Origin of the sequence: Vibrio sp. D401a (assembly GCF_030248515.1) — a bacterium.
Taxonomy (GTDB): Bacteria; Pseudomonadota; Gammaproteobacteria; order Enterobacterales; family Vibrionaceae; genus Vibrio; species Vibrio rotiferianus.
In genome coordinates, this window is record NZ_JAHGAI010000009.1 from 41,972 (window position 1) to 61,469 (window position 19,498).

General features: G+C 44.5%; 17 protein-coding genes. 11 read left to right on the plus strand and 6 right to left on the minus strand.

Features of this window, described 5'->3' with window-relative positions; translation table 11 throughout:
* Positions 1-87 precede the first annotated feature (87 nt).
* The 4 genes from KIV41_RS05855 to KIV41_RS05870 form a co-directional block, all read right to left on the minus strand.
* A complete protein-coding gene (locus tag KIV41_RS05855; protein WP_045393482.1) occupies positions 88-1,803 on the minus strand; it encodes an EAL domain-containing protein in 1,716 nt (571 codons plus the stop codon).
* A gap of 218 nt (positions 1,804-2,021) precedes the next feature.
* Positions 2,022-3,383, minus strand: coding sequence for an L-serine ammonia-lyase (locus tag KIV41_RS05860; RefSeq protein ID WP_045393485.1), 1,362 nt, complete (start codon positions 3,381-3,383; stop codon positions 2,022-2,024).
* A 97-nt stretch (positions 3,384-3,480) separates the two neighbouring features.
* Complete coding sequence (locus tag KIV41_RS05865) at positions 3,481-4,734, minus strand: aromatic amino acid transport family protein (RefSeq protein WP_045393488.1); 1,254 nt, start codon at positions 4,732-4,734, stop codon at positions 3,481-3,483.
* A gap of 345 nt (positions 4,735-5,079) precedes the next feature.
* Positions 5,080-5,679 carry a CoA pyrophosphatase gene (locus KIV41_RS05870; RefSeq protein ID WP_045393491.1) on the minus strand — a complete coding sequence of 200 codons (600 nt, stop codon included), beginning with the start codon at positions 5,677-5,679 and terminating at the stop codon, positions 5,080-5,082.
* 124 nt (positions 5,680-5,803) lie between these two features.
* Between KIV41_RS05870 and KIV41_RS05875 the strand changes: the two genes are divergently transcribed.
* Both KIV41_RS05875 and KIV41_RS05880 read left to right on the plus strand, forming a co-directional pair.
* Positions 5,804-6,343: a heme NO-binding domain-containing protein gene (locus tag KIV41_RS05875; protein WP_045393494.1), complete on the plus strand. Its 540-nt coding sequence runs from the start codon at positions 5,804-5,806 to the stop codon at positions 6,341-6,343.
* Positions 6,344-6,349: 6 nt separating this feature from the next.
* Entirely contained in the window at positions 6,350-8,053 is a 1,704-nt protein-coding gene (locus KIV41_RS05880; RefSeq protein ID WP_045393497.1) for an ATP-binding protein, read from the plus strand.
* An 84-nt stretch (positions 8,054-8,137) separates the two neighbouring features.
* Here the strand turns inward: KIV41_RS05880 and pabB are convergent, their stop codons facing one another.
* Positions 8,138-9,499, minus strand: coding sequence for an aminodeoxychorismate synthase component I (gene pabB / locus KIV41_RS05885; RefSeq protein ID WP_252040701.1), 1,362 nt, complete (start codon positions 9,497-9,499; stop codon positions 8,138-8,140).
* Positions 9,500-9,808: 309 nt separating this feature from the next.
* Between pabB and KIV41_RS05890 the strand changes: the two genes are divergently transcribed.
* The 8 genes from KIV41_RS05890 to KIV41_RS05925 all read left to right on the plus strand — a co-directional run bounded on the left by KIV41_RS05890 (position 9,809) and on the right by KIV41_RS05925 (position 17,627).
* Positions 9,809-11,326, plus strand: coding sequence for a fumarate hydratase (locus tag KIV41_RS05890; RefSeq protein WP_285335894.1), 1,518 nt, complete (start codon positions 9,809-9,811; stop codon positions 11,324-11,326).
* A 175-nt stretch (positions 11,327-11,501) separates the two neighbouring features.
* Positions 11,502-11,687, plus strand: coding sequence for a hypothetical protein (locus KIV41_RS05895; RefSeq protein ID WP_010448784.1), 186 nt, complete (start codon positions 11,502-11,504; stop codon positions 11,685-11,687).
* A 156-nt stretch (positions 11,688-11,843) separates the two neighbouring features.
* Complete coding sequence (locus KIV41_RS05900) at positions 11,844-13,220, plus strand: YcjX family protein (protein ID WP_285335895.1); 1,377 nt, start codon at positions 11,844-11,846, stop codon at positions 13,218-13,220.
* Positions 13,217-14,257: a YcjF family protein gene (locus tag KIV41_RS05905; RefSeq protein ID WP_285335896.1), complete on the plus strand. Its 1,041-nt coding sequence runs from the start codon at positions 13,217-13,219 to the stop codon at positions 14,255-14,257. The genes KIV41_RS05900 and KIV41_RS05905 overlap by 4 nt, the downstream gene beginning before the upstream one ends.
* A 100-nt stretch (positions 14,258-14,357) precedes the next feature.
* Positions 14,358-15,902, plus strand: a complete 1,545-nt coding sequence (gene tyrR / locus KIV41_RS05910) for a transcriptional regulator TyrR (protein ID WP_285335897.1) — start codon at positions 14,358-14,360, stop codon at positions 15,900-15,902.
* Between the two features lie 65 nt (positions 15,903-15,967).
* Entirely contained in the window at positions 15,968-16,552 is a 585-nt protein-coding gene (rimJ, locus tag KIV41_RS05915) for a ribosomal protein S5-alanine N-acetyltransferase (protein ID WP_010448793.1), read from the plus strand.
* Positions 16,553-17,140 carry an HD domain-containing protein gene (locus KIV41_RS05920; RefSeq protein ID WP_010448795.1) on the plus strand — a complete coding sequence of 196 codons (588 nt, stop codon included), beginning with the start codon at positions 16,553-16,555 and terminating at the stop codon, positions 17,138-17,140. It abuts the gene before it with no gap.
* 13 nt (positions 17,141-17,153) lie between these two features.
* Complete coding sequence (locus KIV41_RS05925) at positions 17,154-17,627, plus strand: DUF2947 domain-containing protein (RefSeq protein ID WP_045393512.1); 474 nt, start codon at positions 17,154-17,156, stop codon at positions 17,625-17,627.
* Between the two features lie 58 nt (positions 17,628-17,685).
* On the opposite strand, the gene KIV41_RS05930 is transcribed toward KIV41_RS05925, so the two are convergent.
* Entirely contained in the window at positions 17,686-18,648 is a 963-nt protein-coding gene (locus tag KIV41_RS05930) for an integron integrase (RefSeq protein ID WP_285335898.1), read from the minus strand.
* 235 nt (positions 18,649-18,883) lie between these two features.
* Between KIV41_RS05930 and KIV41_RS05935 the strand changes: the two genes are divergently transcribed.
* Positions 18,884-19,495, plus strand: coding sequence for a hypothetical protein (locus KIV41_RS05935; protein ID WP_151514930.1), 612 nt, complete (start codon positions 18,884-18,886; stop codon positions 19,493-19,495).
* Positions 19,496-19,498 lie beyond the last annotated feature (3 nt).

Consider the following 19,498-nt stretch of genomic DNA (forward strand, 5'->3'; position numbering starts at 1 on the left):
GAGGTGGTACACAGCATACCGCTATTATAGTGAGGGATGCGATAAAAGCGCAATTACGCTCATGAAGGTTTGAAGAAAAAGCCCCTGTCAACGCAGGAGCGGGTAATAGTAGCCTTGATGGATATAGGCACCAAGAGTAGTAAGTAGATGAGCGCACTCGGCACTTTCCACACCCTCAACGATAACAGTGCAATGGTAGGTACGTCCCATGGCGATTAGCTGACGAAGCATTTCTGACTTTTTATCATCCTGTTTGAGATCCATAACGAACAATCTATCGATCTTTAGGTAGTTTGGCGTGATATTGCCAATAAGTTCAACATTGTTGTTACCAGTGCCGAAGTCATCAATGCTGATTTTGCAACCCAAGCCTTTCAGCTTCTTGACGTTCGAATATATCTCTTCGGTGTAGTACATGGACGCGTTTTCTGTAATCTCTATCGTTAGGAGCGAACAGTCCAACTTACTGAGTTGGCGATAGAGCTTGAGAAAGTTGCTCCCTTCAAGCAATGAAGGGCATACATTGATACTAAGTGGCGCGATGAGCGACCTAGATGAGCCGTAAATAAGCCGAATTAGTAGCATTGTATGAGTGAGCAAAAGCCCATTGCTAATAAGACTCTCAATGAACTTTTGGGTGTTTTTTACTTGAAAGCGCGAAAGTACCTCATAGTGAATGTTCACTTTGTTGGCCGTGTTGTAAATGGGCTCAAGCTTTAATTTGAAGTGACGGATGGCCCACATATAAGTCAGAAGTGAACGTAGTAGCTTGTGATTAACCAACACGATAAGAAGTAAGCTCAGCGCCAGAATACTACTCACAGGGCCAGTGACGTAATAGACTTCCCTGTAGCCACTGCCATTGACGTTGTAAAGAAACGACTGACCTTTTGTATCCCCGATCTCCAAAGCAGGCCCCGTGTTTGTGCATACTTTCATTCCTGATAGGAACATCCGTGACATGTGATTTTCTATGTTATTTGTAATGTTGATGTTTTTGACTCGCACCATTGCTGTCGCGCCAGCAAGCTCGAATGTGTGGGTTGTATAACTGTCATTATCTAACCACTTGCTTATGTCGTTGTTGTTTACCGGGACCACAGCCTCAGGCGTGATCAGACAGCGGATATTATGTCGGTCAGTCAACAACGCTGACTCAACCAACCTTACGTTGTCGAAAAAACCTTTCAAGCGGTCTTCATTTTCAAAACAGCTTTTAAGTGCAATGTCTTGAGCTAATGATGACGCGCTATCGAAATAATTCTGTCTTACGATGTTGCTTATCGCATAAAAACAGATCGCAAGATAAAGCAACCCAGTGAGTACAAGAAAGAACAAAATGTTCAAGTAGAGCAGTCGATTTCTTAAACAAATCTCTATAAAAGTCCTAATACTATGAGCAGTTCGCTTGTCGATACTCTCTTGCTGACGCAAGCCGTCCTTTTGTGCGTGTTGATTGTGGAAGGGAACAAAATACCCCTTGCGGTGAATGTTTTCGATGAGTGATTGCTGCATGGAAACATGGTTCTGCGTGAGGTGTCTGAATTTCTTTCTAAGTGAGGCGATTGAGTTTTTAAATCCATTTTCAGGCAGTACCAGCTGATACTGCGCTAATAACTTCTTTTCGATATTCCTCTGACTAATCGGCGCATTTAAGTTCCCAAAAGCCGCGATGGTGCTCAAAAGTAAATATTCAATTCTACTGATAGGAATAGAAGAGTGGGTGGAATTGTTGAGCTCAAGTGAAAGTTGTTTGTCGGACAAGCAAACGCAGATTTGGTTTCCTAGTTCAAACCTAATCATGTGTTAAAGCGCTCCAAATGTAATGTTTTGAATACGGTATCAATATTGAATTGGAAGGTATGTGATGTTCTACGGGCATATCCTAAACTTCTGGATATAGCGGACATTTTAGATTTTTTTATAAAGCTCAATCTAGAGGGAATTTTTCCTAGATGGATATAGGAATGAAAAAAAGCCCGAGCAATGCTCGGGCTTTTCAATTCAGAGAGAAGAGGGGATTAGCAGATAACTTTAACTGCTAGACCACCTTGAGATGTCTCACGGTATTTCGCGTTCATGTCCTTACCAGTCTCTAGCATGGTCTCGATAACCTTATCTAGAGAAACTGTTGGAGCTGAAGAGCGACGTAGTGCCATACGAGTCGAGTTGATCGCTTTTACTGCCGCGATACCGTTACGCTCGATACATGGAACCTGCACCTGACCTGCAACTGGGTCACATGTTAGGCCTAGGTTGTGCTCCATTGCGATTTCTGCCGCCATACATACTTGCTCAGGGCTACCACCCATAAGCTCAGCAAGGCCTGCCGCCGCCATAGAACACGCTACGCCAACTTCACCCTGACAGCCAACCTCCGCACCAGAGATAGACGCGTTTCGCTTGTAAAGACCACCGATTGCGCCAGAAGCCGCGAAGTAACGGATGTAATCTTTTTCAGTTACGGTTTGGATGAACTTATCGTAGTAAGCCAGTACCGCAGGGATGATGCCACACGCACCGTTTGTTGGTGCTGTCACAACACGGCCACCTGCTGCGTTCTCTTCGTTTACTGCGAAAGCGAACATGTTTACCCAGTCAACAACCGACATTGGATCGTTCGTTGTCTTTTCAGAAGTAAGCAGTTGCTGACGAAGTGCTGCTGCACGACGAGGCACGCGTAGTGGACCAGGCAGAATACCTTCTTCGTTCATACCGCGATCCATACACTCACGCATTGTGCGCCAGATGTTTGCGAAGTATGTACGAGTCTCTTCATCAGAGTGCAGAGAGTGTTCGTTCTTCATTACCAATGCGCTAATAGAAAGACCGCTTTCTTTACACTGGTGAACTAACTCTTCTGCCGTTGTGTATTCGTAAGGAACCTTGATAGGGTTCTCTACTTCTTTACCGAAATTCTCTTCATCAACGATGAAACCACCGCCGATAGAGTAGTAAGTCTTTGAGTATACTTTTTCGTCATCGATCCAAGCGTGGATCTGCATGCCGTTTTCGTGTAGCTCAAGGTTAGTAGTATGGAAGTTCATACCACCATCTTTCGGGAAAGATACTGTATGACAGTGCATGCCAACAGGTAGGCGCTCAGTTTCTTCTACGCGAGCGATAAAGCCCGGAATAGAGTCGATATCTACTTTCTCAGGGGAGTTGCCTGCAAGACCCATGATGATCGCGATATCCGTGTGGTGACCTTTCCCTGTCAGTGATAGTGAACCATAAACGTCAACGGTGATTTTAGTGATGTCGCGCAGTTTTCCCATTGCACGAAGATCATCAATAAATTCTTTACCCGCTTTCATTGGACCTACAGTGTGTGAGCTTGAAGGACCAACACCGATTTTATAGATGTCAAAAACACTAATCATATCGATTACCTCAGAACAAAGCCTCCCAAGGGGAGTTGGGAGGCTTTTTATTATCGTTATATTCTTGGATTAATCACGCTAAATAAAGCAGCTGTGATTAAAGAGCGCCGTAGATTACAGAACTAATTGCCGCAAGACCACAGATTGCTGTGAAAATCTGTACAGGTGCTGAAGTTTTGTACTTCGCCATTGCTGGTACTTTCTGCATTGCGAATATAGGCATCAAGAATAGGATTGCCGCGATCATCGGTGCACCCATTGTTTCAATCATGCCTAGGATGCTTGGGTTAACGATAGCAACGATCCAAGTTGTGATTACGATGAACAGTAGCGATACTTTTTCAATCTTGCTGACAGGAGTTTGAGAGCGAGATTTGATTAGACCTACTAGACCTTCGTGCGCACCAAGGAAGTGACCAAAGTAGCTAGAAGTGATCGCTGCAAACGCTACTAGAGGACCCATGTAAGAAATAAGTGGAGACTCATGAACGTTAGCTAGGTAAGACAGTACTGAGATGTTTTGTTCTTGCGCAGATGCTAGTTGCTCTGGAGATAGAGAAAGTACTACAGAGAATACGAAGAACATTACAAAACCCATAAGCATCATTGCTGCGCCACCAGTGATAGCGTCAGTTTTCTTCACTGCGTCATCACCGTATACACGACGTTGTTCTTTAGAGAACTGAGAAATGATTGGGCTGTGGTTGAAAGAGAATACGATGATTGGAATTGCTAGCCAAACGATGGTCGGCATTTCGCCCCAGTTTGGTGATACTTCCATCATTGATGTATTCCAATCAGGAATTAGGTAGAAAGAAAGTGCTAGTAGGATAAATACTAGTGGGTAAACCATTGCTGATGTTGCTTTCAGCATTAGTTCTTTACCAAATACTACACCTGCTGTCATTGCTGCGATAAGTGCACCAGACAGTAGCCAGCGAGGAATAGATTCCATACCCATTTGGTTGACTAGGAAAGAGTCAACTGTGTTTGTGATACCAACACCGTAGATTAGTACGATTGGGTAGATAGCGAAGAAGTAAGCAAAAGTAATAAGGTTTGCGCCAGTTTTACCGAAGTGCTCTTCTACTGTGTCAGTGATATCAGCTTCAGGGTTTTTCGCAGAAAGTACGAAACGAGCTAGAGATTTGTGTGCGAACCAAGTCATTGGTGCCGCGATTAGAGCTAGGATAACTAATGGCCAGAAACCGCCAGCACCTGCTTTAATTGGAAGGAATAGTACACCTGCACCTACTGCTGTACCAAATAGGGACAAACACCAGGTGAAGTCTTTGTAAGAAAACTTACTAGACGATTGTGCGGTTGAAGCCGCAGAAGTAGTTGTATTCATTTTTGAGTTACTCATTTTGGGAACAGGAAATAAGTCGGGGCCAATTTTGCAAGATTTTGCACTAAGAAAATTAGATCTAAATCATGTATTGCTCGAGCTTATTGAATGATATGTCAAAAACCTGCTTTTTATCACGAAAACGGCGTGCTACACGTGATTATTGCTAATGAGTAAAATTAGAAAAACTTATCTGAAGGCTGAATTGTATAAATTTATCTCACCGCAAGCGTTTGCGGTGTAAAACCAAATTAAACTAATGTGAATGAATGTTTGAAAAGTAACCTTTTATTAATATTGATGCACATGATGTTTGGTCTAGGTGCGAGTTTATCATTGATAATGCAGTTAGTTAGAAATGATGTGCTTTTGCATCGACTCGATAATTTGTGCTGTCATCCCCCAAATAAAATGATGCTGATAGGGGATTGCAAACACGCGGTGGCTCGTTCTTCTTAGGTTGAATTTTGTGCTGTATAGCCTTTTGGGGTTCAAAATATGGTTGGCTGGCACTTCAAAAACTTCCGCGACTTCATTTTGGTCAATGCGAATTGTGTAGTCTGGAGAAACGAAGGACAAAAATGGTGTCACATTAAACTGGCTAATAGTTGGTAGCTTAGGTAACTGACCAAAAACCTGTATATGCGTTTGGTGAATGCCAATTTCTTCTTCAGTCTCTCTAAGGGCGGTATTGACCAAGGTGTTATCGTCATTCTCATATTTTCCACCAGGAAAGCTGATTTGTCCCGGATGATGTCTCAGATGATTCGCGCGCTTGGTTAAAATGATTTGAAGACCTTCTTCACGTTCAACAAATCCAATCAATACCGCGGCATCTCGCAATGTATTTTCTTGAAGGTGAGCCAAGCGGCTTAAAGACTCGTGGTGATAACCCGTCGGCAGGCGTAACTGAAAGTTCTGTAGAAGTGTTGATTTATCAATGATCAAAGCGCAATCCTTATCCCTAAACTAAGTGTGTTCTTTATGGCGTTATGAGCATATTAATTTGAAACTTATAGCGTTATACACCATTCTTTATTTAAAGACGTCACTATAAGGTTAGTTGAAGACGATGAAAGGGATAATTTTCACGGAGTTCATAGAGTTAGTGGAGGACAAGTTTGGTCTGGAAGTGCTTGACCAAGTTTTGGAACTGTCTAACGACGAGGGAATCTACACCTCGGTTGGCAGCTATGACCATCGAGACCTTGTTAAGTTGATTGTTAACCTCAGCAAAGTATCAGACATTCCACCAGAAAAATTACAAGAAGTGTTCGGTGAGTGCGTATTTCAAAATCTACTTAAGTCCATTCCAAACCATGCCAGTCTTCAACAGTGCACCACCACGTTCCAATTTGTGCGCCATGTAGAAGACTTTATTCATGTTGAAGTAAAAAAACTCTACCCAGACGCCAATCCACCGCAATTTGATTTTATTAGTGAAACAGAGTCAGAAATGGTGTTTGATTATCGAAGTGCACGCTGTATGGCGCATGTTTGCGTGGGACTAATTCAAGGCTGCGCTAATCACTTTGATGAGCGGGTGGAAGTAAAACACCAAAACCAATCAAAAGATGGAAGCCAAGTGCGTTTTTGGTTAGAGGTAGCTTAGTAATTCATGACAGAGAACTCTCCCCTTGAGCGAAAACTGAAACGAGAGGTTGCTTCGCGAAAAGCTGCTGAGCTTTTGTTAGAGCAAAAAAGTTTGGAGCTTTATGAGTCCAACCAGCAGCTCAGCATTGCTTTAAAAAAGCTTGAAATGAAGTCTGAAAAAGACCTACGTAAATTTGAGTTTGAAGAGCAAATCGATGCCACGCTGATCAAATTTGGTCGTTTGTTTTTGTCAAGTACTTTTGATGAGGCTTTAATGGCGAGTTTCCTTGAGCAATTGACTTCTAATTCAGTTGTGAGAAGGGCGTTTCTAACATTGGACGAATCGCTTTTTTCTTCCATTAAAAGACATCAGTTTGGCCATTTGCCGCTATCGCAATACCTTATGAACACTTTGCAACCCTCGTGGCGAGATGAGTTCCTGAGCTTGCCAATTATTTTAGAAGATAAGCTTAGTGGCGAGCTTGTCTTCGACATCGCGGTAGAGTTTCTAGACAAGTCATTTATCACGCAGCAAATGGTATTAGCTTCTGATCTTGTCCACGGCGTGATTAGTCGTCACCTGAGCATTGAACGAGAAATCGCTTCTCGTATGCGAGCAGAGGAATCTGAACGCGCAACCAAAGAATTTGTTGCAATGATTAATCATGAATTACGCACCCCTTTAAACGGCGTTCTTGGTAGTGCAGAACTATTAGGGAGAACGGAGCTTGGAATCGAGCAACTCCAATATCTGAACAATTTAACGCAATCAGGTGAACTGTTGCGCGTTATCATTAACGATCTTCTTGATTTCAGCAAAATGAATGCCGGTATGATGGAGATTATCTGTAAGGATTTCGCTTGGGTTGAGCTCGAAAGCTCTCTTATGGGGGTGTTTGCAGCGAGGGCTGCAGAGAAGCGAATACACTTTTCAATTGATAAAAAACTAGGTATCCCAAACTACCTTAACGGTGACGCCGAGCGAATCACGCAAATATTAGTTAATCTTGTTGGAAATGCTATTAAGTTCACCCAGTTAGGGGGGGTGGTTCTACGAGTTGAATGGCGAGATGGTCGTCTTTACTTCGAAGTAGAAGATACAGGTATTGGTATTCCCTTAGCTTCTCAAGCTACTTTGTTCGACCCATTCGTCCAAGTGGACCGCTCAAGTAAGCGGCATTTCGAAGGCTCAGGCCTTGGATTGGCGATCACAAAAAACTTAGTCGAGCTGATGGACGGTGAAATTAGTTTTGTTAGCCAAGAAAAAAGTGGAACGACATTTAAGGTTTGGATTCCCTTGAAGCTTGGTGAAGAGCGGGGATTGTCGTCAGATGGCGAAATCTACGTCAAGAATGCGATAAAATTGGCTGGTAGAAGCGTACTAGTCGTGGATGATATCCGAATGAATCAAGTTATTGTTACCCAAATGCTGAGAAAACTAGAGGTAGTACCTGATTTGAGGAAAAACGGTATTGAAGCGATAGAGGCGGTGAGCCAGCATGATTATGAACTGGTGTTTATGGATTGTAGGATGCCCGAAATGGACGGCTATGAAGCGACAATGTATTTGCGACAAAATGGTTATACCAAGCCAATCATTGCACTCACTGCAGGAACAACCCTAGAAGAGAGACAAAAGTGTATTGAATCTGGCATGAACGACATTCTTACTAAGCCTTACACCGCTGCTGATATTGAGCAGGTTATGTGTAAATGGTTAGAAGAATGACGCGTCACGAATAATTGCTACAAGCAAAAACGGCTCTGTTATAACAACAGAGCCGTTTTTCTTAGAACTGTGTAGCGTTGAAAGTTACTTCAGTGCCGGTAAGATCTTTGACAGTTTATCCAGCGTCTCTTGATATTCGGCTGAGCAATCACTGTCTGCAACAACACCTCCGCCTGCCCAAGCGTAGAGCTTGTTATCTTCCGCAACCAACGTACGAATCGTAATACTAGTGTCCATTCGCCCATGGCGTGAGATATATCCAATGCTGCCACAATAAGCGCTACGGCGGTGCGGTTCTAGCTCTTCAATAATTTGCATCGCTCGAACTTTTGGCGCACCAGTAATGGACCCCCCAGGGAAGCAAGCTCGAAGCAAGTCTGCTGCGTTGTACTGCGTACCTAAGTTCGCTCGAATAGTGCTTACTAAGTGATGCACTGCTGGGAAGCTCTCGATATCAAACAGCTTAGGCACGTGAACGCTGCCCGGTGACGCAACACGGCCAATATCGTTACGTAGCAAATCGACGATCATCAGATTTTCGGCTTGATCTTTTTCCGCCGTCTGTAAGTCCTGTGCGTTGGCTTGGTCTAGCTTGTTGTCTTGGCTACGAGGGCGAGTACCTTTGATGGGCTTGGTTTCAATGACGTTGTCTTTCAGCTCCAAAAAACGCTCTGGTGACACGCTCACAATTGCCGAATGAGGCATACGAATGAACGCAGAAAAAGGAGCTTGGTTAGCCGCTTCTAATTTGGTGTAAGCTTGCCACTCACTTCCTTGGTACGAAGCATTAAAACGTTGAGCCAAGTTGATTTGGTAACAGTCGCCACTTAATAGGTATTCTTGAACGCGATCAAAACGCGACGCGTAAGAGTCTGGCGTCATGTTTGATTGCCAATCACCAATCAGCTTGAAGTCTTCAACATCAGCTGGAAATTGTGAATTAAGCCATTGCCACGCTTGCTCAATGTTTTGGCCTACCATGCACGCTTTCTTCAACTTGTGATCGATCACTAATGCCCATTCATACAGCCCAACAGCCATATCTGGCGTTTGCAGGTCTTTGGTCGCCAGTTCTGGCATAGATTCAACACGGCGCCCTAAATCGTAACTGAAATAACCGAGCGCACCACCGACAAATGGCAGATCCAAGTTTGCTTCCAAATCAAGGTTTGGCAAAAGCAGCTGTTGAAGTTCATCCAGTAGCGAGAACGGATCTTCTTTAGACACGTATTGTCGCGACTCTGTTTTTATGTGCGTATCGCCAGCGATGGTCTCTAGGGTTGCGACTGGATTGGCGACCAATACATCAAATCGGCTGTCGATATGTGTATTGGAAGCCGAGCGCAAAAGCATTGCCCAAGGTTGGCTTTCAATACGAGAAAATAGGGAGGTAGCTAGGTCGTTGGCGTAATCCAATGCCTTAAAATCAAGCAATTGCGTATCCATGTTGTTCATTTGTTTAAATTGTGACAAAGAGTTCGTTCACTGCATGGCATGTCATGGGCAGCAAGAGTATCATAAACGCCTGTATAGCCAAACTACCTCTATACAAAGGCTTGGAGGTGGTTTTACTATATGAGAAGGCGACTTCAATTACTCGTGTGTCGATATCAGCCATTCGACAATTGTTTATAAAACATGGTTTAAAAATAAACGTTTATAAAAACAAAGCTCATTTAAGAGCAATAAGCTCAACAAACACGATAGAAGCCAAGCCAATAATGGAAGCAAAGCATAACAATAATGAGGCATGCAATGACGGTAATACGCACGCAGGATGTCATCAGCAGTGTTGCTGATGCGCTACAGTATATTTCTTACTACCACCCGCTAGACTTTGTTCAGGCCCTTGAAAAAGCCTACCACCGCGAGGAGAGCCAAGCGGCAAAAGACGCTATCGCTCAGATCTTAATTAACTCCCGTATGTCGGCAGAAGGTCATCGACCGATTTGTCAGGATACTGGCATCGTAACTTGTTTCGTGAACATCGGTATGGGTGTTCAATGGGATTCGACGGACATGACGGTTCAGCAGATGGTGGATGAGGGCGTTCGACAGGCTTACACAAATCCGGACAACCCATTGCGTGCCTCGGTTCTAATGGACCCTGCCGGCAAGAGAATCAATACTAAAGACAACACGCCAGCGGTCGTACACATCAATATGGTGCCAGGCGATAAAGTTGAAATTCAAATTGCAGCGAAAGGCGGCGGCTCTGAAAACAAAACCAAGATGGTGATGCTAAACCCGTCTGACGACATTGCTGAATGGGTAGAGAAAACACTACCAGCAATGGGTGCTGGTTGGTGTCCACCGGGCATGCTTGGTATTGGTATTGGCGGTACCGCTGAAAAAGCTGCGGTATTGGCAAAAGAATCTCTGATGGAGCACATCGACATTCAGGAACTGATTGATCGTGGTCCTCAAAATGCTGAAGAAGAGCTTCGTCTTGATATCTTCAACCGTGTAAACAAGCTTGGAATTGGCGCGCAAGGCCTAGGTGGTCTAACAACGGTTGTCGACGTAAAAATCAAAACCGCGCCAACGCATGCAGCTTCTAAACCGGTGTGCTTAATCCCGAACTGTGCAGCGACTCGTCACGTGCATTTCACGCTAGATGGCAACGGTCCTGCTGAGCTAACGCCACCGAAGCTAGGAGATTGGCCAGATATCACTTGGGAAGCGGGCGAGAACACACGTCGCGTGAACTTAGATACCGTGACCAAAGAAGAAGTTCAAGAGTGGAAAACCGGTGAAACGGTTCTGTTGTCGGGCAAAATTCTTACTGGCCGTGATGCCGCGCATAAACGCATTCAAGGCATGCTAGAAGCGGGTGAGGGTCTACCTGAAGGTGTCGATCTAAAAGGTAAGTTCATCTATTACGTTGGCCCAGTTGATGCGGTTGGTGACGAAGTTGTGGGTCCTGCAGGGCCTACCACATCAACACGTATGGATAAGTTCACGGATATGATGTTAGAAGAAACCGGCATCATGGGCATGATCGGTAAAGCAGAGCGTGGCCCTGCAACGGTTGAATCGATCAAAAACCACAAAGCGGTTTACCTCATGGCAGTCGGCGGTGCGGCTTACCTAGTAGCGAAAGCGATCAAGAAAGCACGCGTGGTTGCGTTTGAGGATCTTGGTATGGAAGCGATTTACGAGTTTGAAGTCGAAGACATGCCAGTGACGGTCGCAGTGGATTCAAATGGCGCGAACGCTCACCAAATTGGTCCAGATACTTGGAAAGTGAAAATCCAAGAGATGGAAGCGTAATTGCTGTGTGCACTCATCACGAGTCTCACTTAAGAGAATGTGACAAAGTGCTGATTTAACTAGCAAACATTTGACAAAAGTGCAGCGAAACCTGCACTTTTTGTCTATATAATCAGATATAAACTTATAGGCATAGCAAATTACGTTGTTGTGCAGACTATGATTAGGAGAAAGCATGCCTCGTTTTATACAAATTCTACAAATCATTCTTGCAGTAGTGGTAGGCGGCTTTGTTGGCTACGACTTGATTCTTCATGGCATCAGTATCTTTGATGAAAAATACGTCACTATCACTTGCGTATTGTGGTTAATGCTGGAAATCGCTTTGTTCGTTATCTACAAATTGATTGAAGATGATTAGAATTTCCAACCGCAGTTAGAACCTCCAAGCCTCTGATATTCTCAGAGGCTTTTGCGTTTTTAGGGATCATATATTGCAGTGAATACTTTGTTCATCTTTGATTAAGGTTGGTAAAATTACACTGCGTAGCAAGAATTGATGAGATAAATAAAAAATATGAAAAGAATAACGCAAGAAGTGAATGACTTTATCAACCGTGGTATGGACGCAAATGTCCGCATCGCCGTCACGGGGCTATCGCGTGCCGGTAAGACGGCTTTTATTACTTCTCTGGTTAATCAATTATTGCATACCGCCACTCACGACAATTTGCCGCTACTTAATGCCGCCCGTGACAAACGCTTAATTGGTGCGAAACGTGAGCCGCAAACTAACATGATGGTGCCACGTTTTGCCTACGACGATGCGATGAGCCAAATTCATGCTATGCCACCTCAGTGGCCAGTGCCTACGCGTGATGTCAGTGAAATCCGCTTAGCGCTAAAATACAAGCCAAACAAAGCCTCCAAAAAGCTGTTGAGTAAAACTGCCGTACTGAACGTCGATATCATCGACTATCCGGGCGAATGGCTATTGGACTTACCTTTACTTGATATGAACTTTGCGACTTGGTCTCAGACTCAGTTTGAGGCCTTGAAAGGGCAGCGCAGTGAACTTGCCGCTAGTTGGTTGACTGAACTTGAAGCGTTAGATTTGAATGCAGATCTGAATGAAAAGCAGCTTGAGAAAGTCGCAAAAACTTACACCGACTATTTGCATGCATGCAAAGAAAGCGGCTTACATTGGGTTCAACCTGGTCGTTTCGTTCTGCCTGGTGAGCTTGAAGGTGCGCCAGTATTGCAGTTCTTCCCATGTCGATTTGACGCAGATACGAAGCCAGCTAAAGGTAGCAACTTAGCGATGCTAGAAGCGCGTTATCACGAGTATCAGCAAAAGGTCGTAAAGGCATTTTACAAGCATCACTTTGCAACGTTTGATCGACAGATTGTGCTGGTGGATTGCTTACAGCCACTCAATGCGGGTGATGAAGCTTTTTACGATATGCGCCAAGCGCTTGAGCAGATCATGCACAGCTTCCGATATGGGCGCAGCAGCTTTTTGCGCCGTTTGTTTTCGCCAAAAATTGACAGAGTACTGTTTGCCGCGACGAAAGCGGACCACGTGACCCCGGATCAGCATCCCCACTTAGTTTCATTGCTGCAACAGATGGTGCATCCGGCATGGCAAACTGCTTCGTATGAGAACATTGAAATGAGCTGCATGAGCATTGCCTCGATTCAAGCGACGACCTCAGGCTTTATTGCTTCTGGTGATAAGACCGTGCCAGCTTTGCAAGGTACAACACTAGATGGCGAGCCAATGACGATGTTCCCTGGTGAAGTGCCGAAGAAGTTACCTAACGCGGCATTTTGGCAAAACAGTGGCTTTGATTTTACTTCTTTCCGTCCAATGCCTTCAGAAAACGACGAGCCGATGAAACATATTCGACTCGATAAAGCATTGGAATACCTATTGGGAGACAAATTGAAATGAGCGAACTAAAACAAAAACAAGTCTTCAAAGAAAAAGTGGTGCACAGCGAGGAAGAGGGCGTATCCCCAGAGTTGACGGCTCAAAAGACGTTTTCAGAAAAAGAAACCTTCGTTCCTGTGGCGATCGAGGAGCAACAGGAAGAAACAGAGCAAGAGTTACAGCTCGAACAAGTCATTCGCCCTAAATCTGGCCGCAAATGGCTGACAACGGGTCTCTTTGCCACCTTTGCCGGTTTAGTTGGTTGGCAAGCGGTCGATTCTGTTATTACCGCAGTACAAACTGCCGATTGGCTAGCGCTTGGTTGGGCTGGCTTTATCACCACCATCGCTTCTTTTGGTTTAGGTGCGTTAGGGAAAGAGTTATGGAAGCTGCGCAAACTGCGCAATCACTTTAGTGTGCAAGAAGAGAGTGAAGCGCTTATCGATAGCCAAAGCGTCGGAAAGGGCAAAGCGTTTTGTGAAAAGGTTGCAGAACAAAGTGGGGTTCTGGCAGAAAACCCTGGTTTTGACCGTTGGCAGAACAGTGTGAATCCCGCTCACAGCGATGCTGAAATTCTAGAGATGTACGACTCCATGGTCGTTAGCCAGCAAGACAAGCTCGCAACCAAAATTGTTTCTCAGCACGCAACTGAGTCTGCGGCTTTAGTGGCGGTGAGTCCATTGGCTGCTGCTGATATGCTGCTGGTGGCATGGCGAAATTTCAAAATGATCGACAACCTTTCTAAGGTGTACGGCGTTGAACTTGGCTACGCTTCTCGCATCAAACTGCTCCGAGCGGTGTTTGTGAACATGGCTGCGGCTGGTGCTAGTGAGCTTGCAATAGATGCCAGTATGGACCTGATGTCTATGGATCTAGCAGGGAAGATCTCAGCGCGTGCGGGGCAGGGGCTTGGTGTGGGGATTTTGACAGCCCGTCTTGGCCTGAAATCCATGGCACTGCTTCGACCTTTGCCTTGGTATCCAGAGCGTCAAGTCAAATTAGGGGCGATTCGTAAGGAAGTGGTGGCGAAAGTTGCATCAATCACGGTCAAACCGTAAGCAATGTCACCTTTAGCATAGAGGATTGCTTGACGGCATACCAAGCTTAGGAGAAACTACTGTCAACTTTTCCTGACAGTTGTGAATTGGGATTTTTTCAGTGCGTCTTGAAGTCTTATGTGAAGATAGGCTCGGTCTTACCCGAGAACTGCTCGATATTTTAGCATCTAAAAGCATCGATTTGCGTGGTATCGAAATCGATATTAGTGGCATCATCTACTTAAACTGCCCGGATATTGATTTTGATACTTTTAGTGAGCTGATGGCTGAAATTCGTCGTATTTCCGGCGTCAAAGACGTTAGAAAGATTCAATTTATGCCAATGGAGCGCCACAATACAGAGCTACTATCATTGGTAGATAACCTCCCAGATCCTGTATTTGCGATTGACCTTAAAGGCGCTGTCGATATGGCAAATATGGCAGCACTATCATTACTTGGTCAGCACAAACAAGATGTGATTGGTACGCAAATTGGCACATTGCTACCAAGCGTGCGTTTTTCTCGTTGGTCTGAAGGTGTTAACGCGCGTACTCGTGAAAGTTTGGTGATCGACGGCTTAGACTACATCCTTGAGTTGATGCCCGTGTACATTAAAGACGAAGCGCAGAATTCGACTCTCGCCAGTACACTGATGACAATTCGTTCAAGCCAGCAAGGCTCACAAATTGAAGAAATACTGCCGTTACACAATCAATTAGGGTTCGAGCACTTTGTTGGTTTGTCTAACCGTCATAGGGCATTGATAAACCAAGCGAAAAAACTGTCCGTTCTCGATCAACCTCTATTGATTGAAGGTGAAACCGGCACTGGTAAAGAGATGTTAGCAAAAGCGTGTCACAGCCGTTCTGGCCGTACGAGCAAACCGTTTCTCGTCTTGAGCTGTGCATCGATGCCTGATGATGTGGCTGAAACCGAACTGTTTGGCCATGCGCCAGGCTCGTTTAATCACGAGCAAGGTCATAAAGGCATTTTTGAACAAGCAAACGGCGGTACGGTTTTCCTCGATGAAATCGGTGAAATGAGCTCGCATCTGCAAATCAAACTTCTACGTTTCTTACAGGACGGTAACTTCCGTCGTGTGGGTGCAGAAGACGAAATGCACGTTGATGTTCGTATTATTGCTTCGACTAAACACAACTTGGCTGAGCTTGCTGAAGCTGGCAAGTTCCGTGAAGATTTATACTATCGTCTGAATGTCCTAACATTGAACATTCCACCTCTACGCAAGCGCTCGAACGATGTGGCACCGCTACTCGACTTGTTTGTAACGAAACACGCTCAACAACTCGGTATCGATAAGCCAGAGCTGGATGAGGAACTGGTAGATGCGTTAGCTAATTACCAATGGCCGGGCAACATGCGACAGCTCGATAACATGGTTCTGCGTGCATTGACTGAAATGGATGGGCATGTCCTAAAAGCCGAAAACTTTAATCTGCCTCAACCACAAGCAATGGGTGGCACGAGTACGACACTGAACCTTGATGGCTCGCTTGATGAGATAATGCGTGACTATGAATCGCAGATCTTAGAGCGTCTGTACCAATCGTTCCCATCAAGCCGTAAGCTCGCCAAGCGATTGAACGTTTCGCACACCTCTATCGCGAACAAACTTCGAGATTATGGTATTCGCAAAAGCTAGGATATTCGTAAAAAACGGGCTATCCGCAAAACTCATCCGAAATCAAATGGAAGTTGTCATTCATAATGGAAGATAAAAGCTCCTCTATCGCCGTTCACAAGTTGGACGGCGACTTGCTTCTACGTACTGCAGAAATTGGCGATGCCGATATGATTGCGGCGTATTTTCAGACTAACCGAGAGTATTTGGCACCATTTGAGCCGCGACGTGAAGAAGCATTCTACTCCGTGAATGGTTGGCTTCAAAAGCTCATTAAGCTGAATGAACTGCATCGGCTGGGGCTTGGTTACTATTGTCTGCTTGTTCATGCAGAATCTGGTAAAATGCTTGGTACGCTCTCTTTTAGCAATTTGACTCGCTTTCCGCTATACGCCTGTAACGTAGGCTATTCCCTTGCAGAAGACGCACAGGGCAATGGTTATATGCGCCGCGCGCTTAAAATGGCCTGTGATTACATGTTCGACGTGCAAAAGTTACACCGTATTCAAGCTGGCTACATGCCGCATAACAAGCGCAGCGAAGCGGTGCTACAGCATGTCGGTTTTGAGAGAGAAGGGTACGCAAAGGACTATTTGTTGATCAATGGTCAATGGCAAGATCACGTACTGACATCGTTGACCAACCCAAACTGGACAGCAGAGGCACGATAAATGGAAAGATTGGAAAAGCAACTAGCACTTCTCATTGAACTGGATCAGCTAAAAAGTGTACTTCGTCGTACTCGTGTAAAGAGTGCCGACCGACGCTTAGAGAATAGCGGTGAGCACAGTTGGCACGTTGCATTGATGGCGGTGTTAATGCAGGAACATGCGAATGCACCAGTCGATATTGCTCGAGTGATGAAAATGCTGCTTATCCATGATGTTGTAGAGATCGACGCAGGCGATACCTTTGTTTATGATGTCGCAGCCTCAAAAGAGCAAGAAGAGAAAGAACTGAAAGCCGCAGAGCGTTTGTTTGGAATGTTACCAAGTGACCAAGGTGACGAACTGTTCGCCCTGTGGAAAGAGTTTGAAGCTGCACAAAGTGATGATGCGAAATACGCTAAAGCGTTAGATCGCCTTATCCCGATGCTGCTCAACTACCACAACGATGGTCAAAGTTGGAAAGAACATGGTGTCACGCGCGAGCAAGCGTTAACCATCAATAAAAGAATTGAATTTGGCTCTGTCATCCTATGGGACAAAGCTAAAGAATTGATTGAAGAAGCCACCGAGAAAGGTTGGCTGAAGTCGTAAGAAAGGAGACTGAATGTCTTATTTGCCTTTGGATGAATACCAAAGAAAATGGATTTTTACTCACCAGTCAATGCCAGTGCCTGAAGAGGACCTCGAGTTTATCAAGCCGATGAGTCAAGCTCGCGCCGCGCAGTTCTGGAAAGAGAACATTAGTGCACAAAGTCCCGATATGGATCGTTTGAGCTCGTCCGATTGGCCAATGAAAGATTCTAATTGGTCAGAAGAAGTCGATTGGATGACCGCTTGGGAAGCCGATGAACCTGAGTTACCAGAAGAAATCGCGGTGTTTATCGATTGGCAAGATGATGTCACGGTGTACTTCTGTTATGAGAAATACAACGTAATAGAGACGAAGTGGTCAACGTTCAAAAAATATTGGAAGAACTTCCTGTTTTATGATGATGGTCCGATCTTGCTCGGCCGCCGCCGTGCTCAAGCGCTTTGGTTTGATTCCAAAGGCAACGTCAAATTGGGTGAGCGTCACTAGGACATTATATTGCTGAAGCCACCGAGTTACGTCTAATAACTCGGTGGCTTTTGTGTCTCTATAGGTTTGATAAGGGACTTAACACTCCTCCTGCGCCACGTTCGATCACGTGGGTGTAGATCTGAGTCGTTTTCACATCGGTATGTCCTAGTTGCTCTTGGACGGTTCTTATGTCGGCACCTGACTCAAGAAGGTGGGTAGCAAAGCTGTGCCTAAGGGTATGGCAAGTCACCGACTTTTCAATTCCCGCATCTTTTGCCGCTCGTTTGACAGCCCTTTGTATTGCGCTTTCATTGACATGATGCCGTCTAAACTCACCAGTATCTGTATCTATGCTTAATTTGGTTGATGGGAAGACAAAGTGCCAATTAAAATCCAATTCTGCGCCGGGATACTTCTTTCGTAACCCATCGGATATATAAACGCCGGCATACCCACCCATATGACGGTCTTTCTGATAATAATCTCTCGCTAGATTGACCTGCGCTTTTAGTGGGTCATGTAACTCTTTGGCTAATGTGACCGTTCTATTCTTACCACCTTTTCCTTGCCAGACTCTCAGCGCACCGTAGTCGTAATCAATATCTTGAATTCTTAGCCGTAAGCACTCCATGATTCGCAGGCCAGAACCATACAAAAGTTGGATATGGAGCTTGTATTTGGGGTCAATATGCTGAACAAAGCGTCGCACTTCGTCTCTTGTTAAGACAACGGGCAGCTTCTTCTCAGTGAGTGACTTTTGAAACCTCATATTCAATGAAAGTGGCATCTGGAAGTACTCTCGATACAAAAAAGAGATGGCGTTTAACGCAAGTGCCTGCGTTTTGACCGCTACTTTTTCATCAATAGCAAGGTGACTAAGAAAACGTTCAACATCGTCTTCAGAAAGTTTAGAGGGGTGAGCTAGCTGGTGGAAGGCAATGTAACGCTTTATCCAAAATAGGTAGGTTTCAATGGTTTTCTTTGCATAGTGACGTGAGATCATATGTTCTTTGACGCTGAGTAAAAACTGACTTTTCATTTTCTAATTTAACTGGCTATTTATACAGTTTTATAAACTTAACTCCTCATTAAGAATTAGGCGTCACTACGCTGTCTAATTGCGTGTGTGAGCACACAGATTCATACTGATTTTCTATTTGTTTCATAAAGATAAGTGCTAGCATGCATACTTTCTTTTGGAATGAAAGAAGGCGGTAGCGTGCCTGAAAGACGGCGACAGGCCGTATAGAAAGCGTTATGCCTCAGGAGAAAAAATGGAAGATATTCTCACGATTTTAAAGGTTTGTAGTGCAGTGGTAGCAATTATTGCAACTTTGATTGGTGTACTAAAATTCAAGTTTACACGCCGCTCGGCAATGATAGCGGAGTATCAACATGCTAGAGCTTTTCTATCTGATGTCGACACTTTACATCCTTACGCAAAAGACCTTGGCTTTTACACGATCGCAGGTAGTAGTTACGTAAGTTCTGCGGAAATTGAATATGCTATAAGCCTCGAAAACCCAGTTAAGTCTTTAAAATGTTATGTAAAAGGTAGAAAGTACTTTATTCCGTTTAATGAGCTTAAGTATCCCAAGCTAAAATTTAAGCCAAAATACGAGTCTCAACGAAAAAGAGTGTTCTTAACCTATTTTTATATGGTCATGTATTTCCTAATGGCTTTTGTTGCTATGTCTCCAGCTATTCTTTCCCAGTTTATAGATTATTCGTCTCTTACTGACTACGTTTCGCTATTATTGGTTAGCTTGGTGGCATTCGGATACCTCGCGTACGAAATGCTGCAACGTCATCTAGAAATATACTTTGCGCAGTTCTTGTTTGATTCACAAGAAGTACACCGAGATCTAAAGGTAGTAAAGGCATAACAA

Coding starts and splice junctions, on each gene's coding strand:
- KIV41_RS05855 (WP_045393482.1), bottom strand. CDS start 1,803: ATGATTAGGTTTGAACTAGGAAACCAAATCTGCGTTTGCTTGTCCGAC.
- KIV41_RS05860 (WP_045393485.1), bottom strand. CDS start 3,383: ATGATTAGTGTTTTTGACATCTATAAAATCGGTGTTGGTCCTTCAAGC.
- KIV41_RS05865 (WP_045393488.1), bottom strand. CDS start 4,734: ATGAATACAACTACTTCTGCGGCTTCAACCGCACAATCGTCTAGTAAG.
- KIV41_RS05875 (WP_045393494.1), top strand. CDS start 5,804: ATGAAAGGGATAATTTTCACGGAGTTCATAGAGTTAGTGGAGGACAAG.
- KIV41_RS05880 (WP_045393497.1), top strand. CDS start 6,350: ATGACAGAGAACTCTCCCCTTGAGCGAAAACTGAAACGAGAGGTTGCT.
- pabB (WP_252040701.1), bottom strand. CDS start 9,499: ATGGATACGCAATTGCTTGATTTTAAGGCATTGGATTACGCCAACGAC.
- KIV41_RS05890 (WP_285335894.1), top strand. CDS start 9,809: ATGACGGTAATACGCACGCAGGATGTCATCAGCAGTGTTGCTGATGCG.
- KIV41_RS05895 (WP_010448784.1), top strand. CDS start 11,502: ATGCCTCGTTTTATACAAATTCTACAAATCATTCTTGCAGTAGTGGTA.
- KIV41_RS05900 (WP_285335895.1), top strand. CDS start 11,844: ATGAAAAGAATAACGCAAGAAGTGAATGACTTTATCAACCGTGGTATG.
- KIV41_RS05905 (WP_285335896.1), top strand. CDS start 13,217: ATGAGCGAACTAAAACAAAAACAAGTCTTCAAAGAAAAAGTGGTGCAC.
- rimJ (WP_010448793.1), top strand. CDS start 15,968: ATGGAAGATAAAAGCTCCTCTATCGCCGTTCACAAGTTGGACGGCGAC.
- KIV41_RS05920 (WP_010448795.1), top strand. CDS start 16,553: ATGGAAAGATTGGAAAAGCAACTAGCACTTCTCATTGAACTGGATCAG.
- KIV41_RS05925 (WP_045393512.1), top strand. CDS start 17,154: ATGTCTTATTTGCCTTTGGATGAATACCAAAGAAAATGGATTTTTACT.
- KIV41_RS05930 (WP_285335898.1), bottom strand. CDS start 18,648: ATGAAAAGTCAGTTTTTACTCAGCGTCAAAGAACATATGATCTCACGT.
- KIV41_RS05935 (WP_151514930.1), top strand. CDS start 18,884: ATGGAAGATATTCTCACGATTTTAAAGGTTTGTAGTGCAGTGGTAGCA.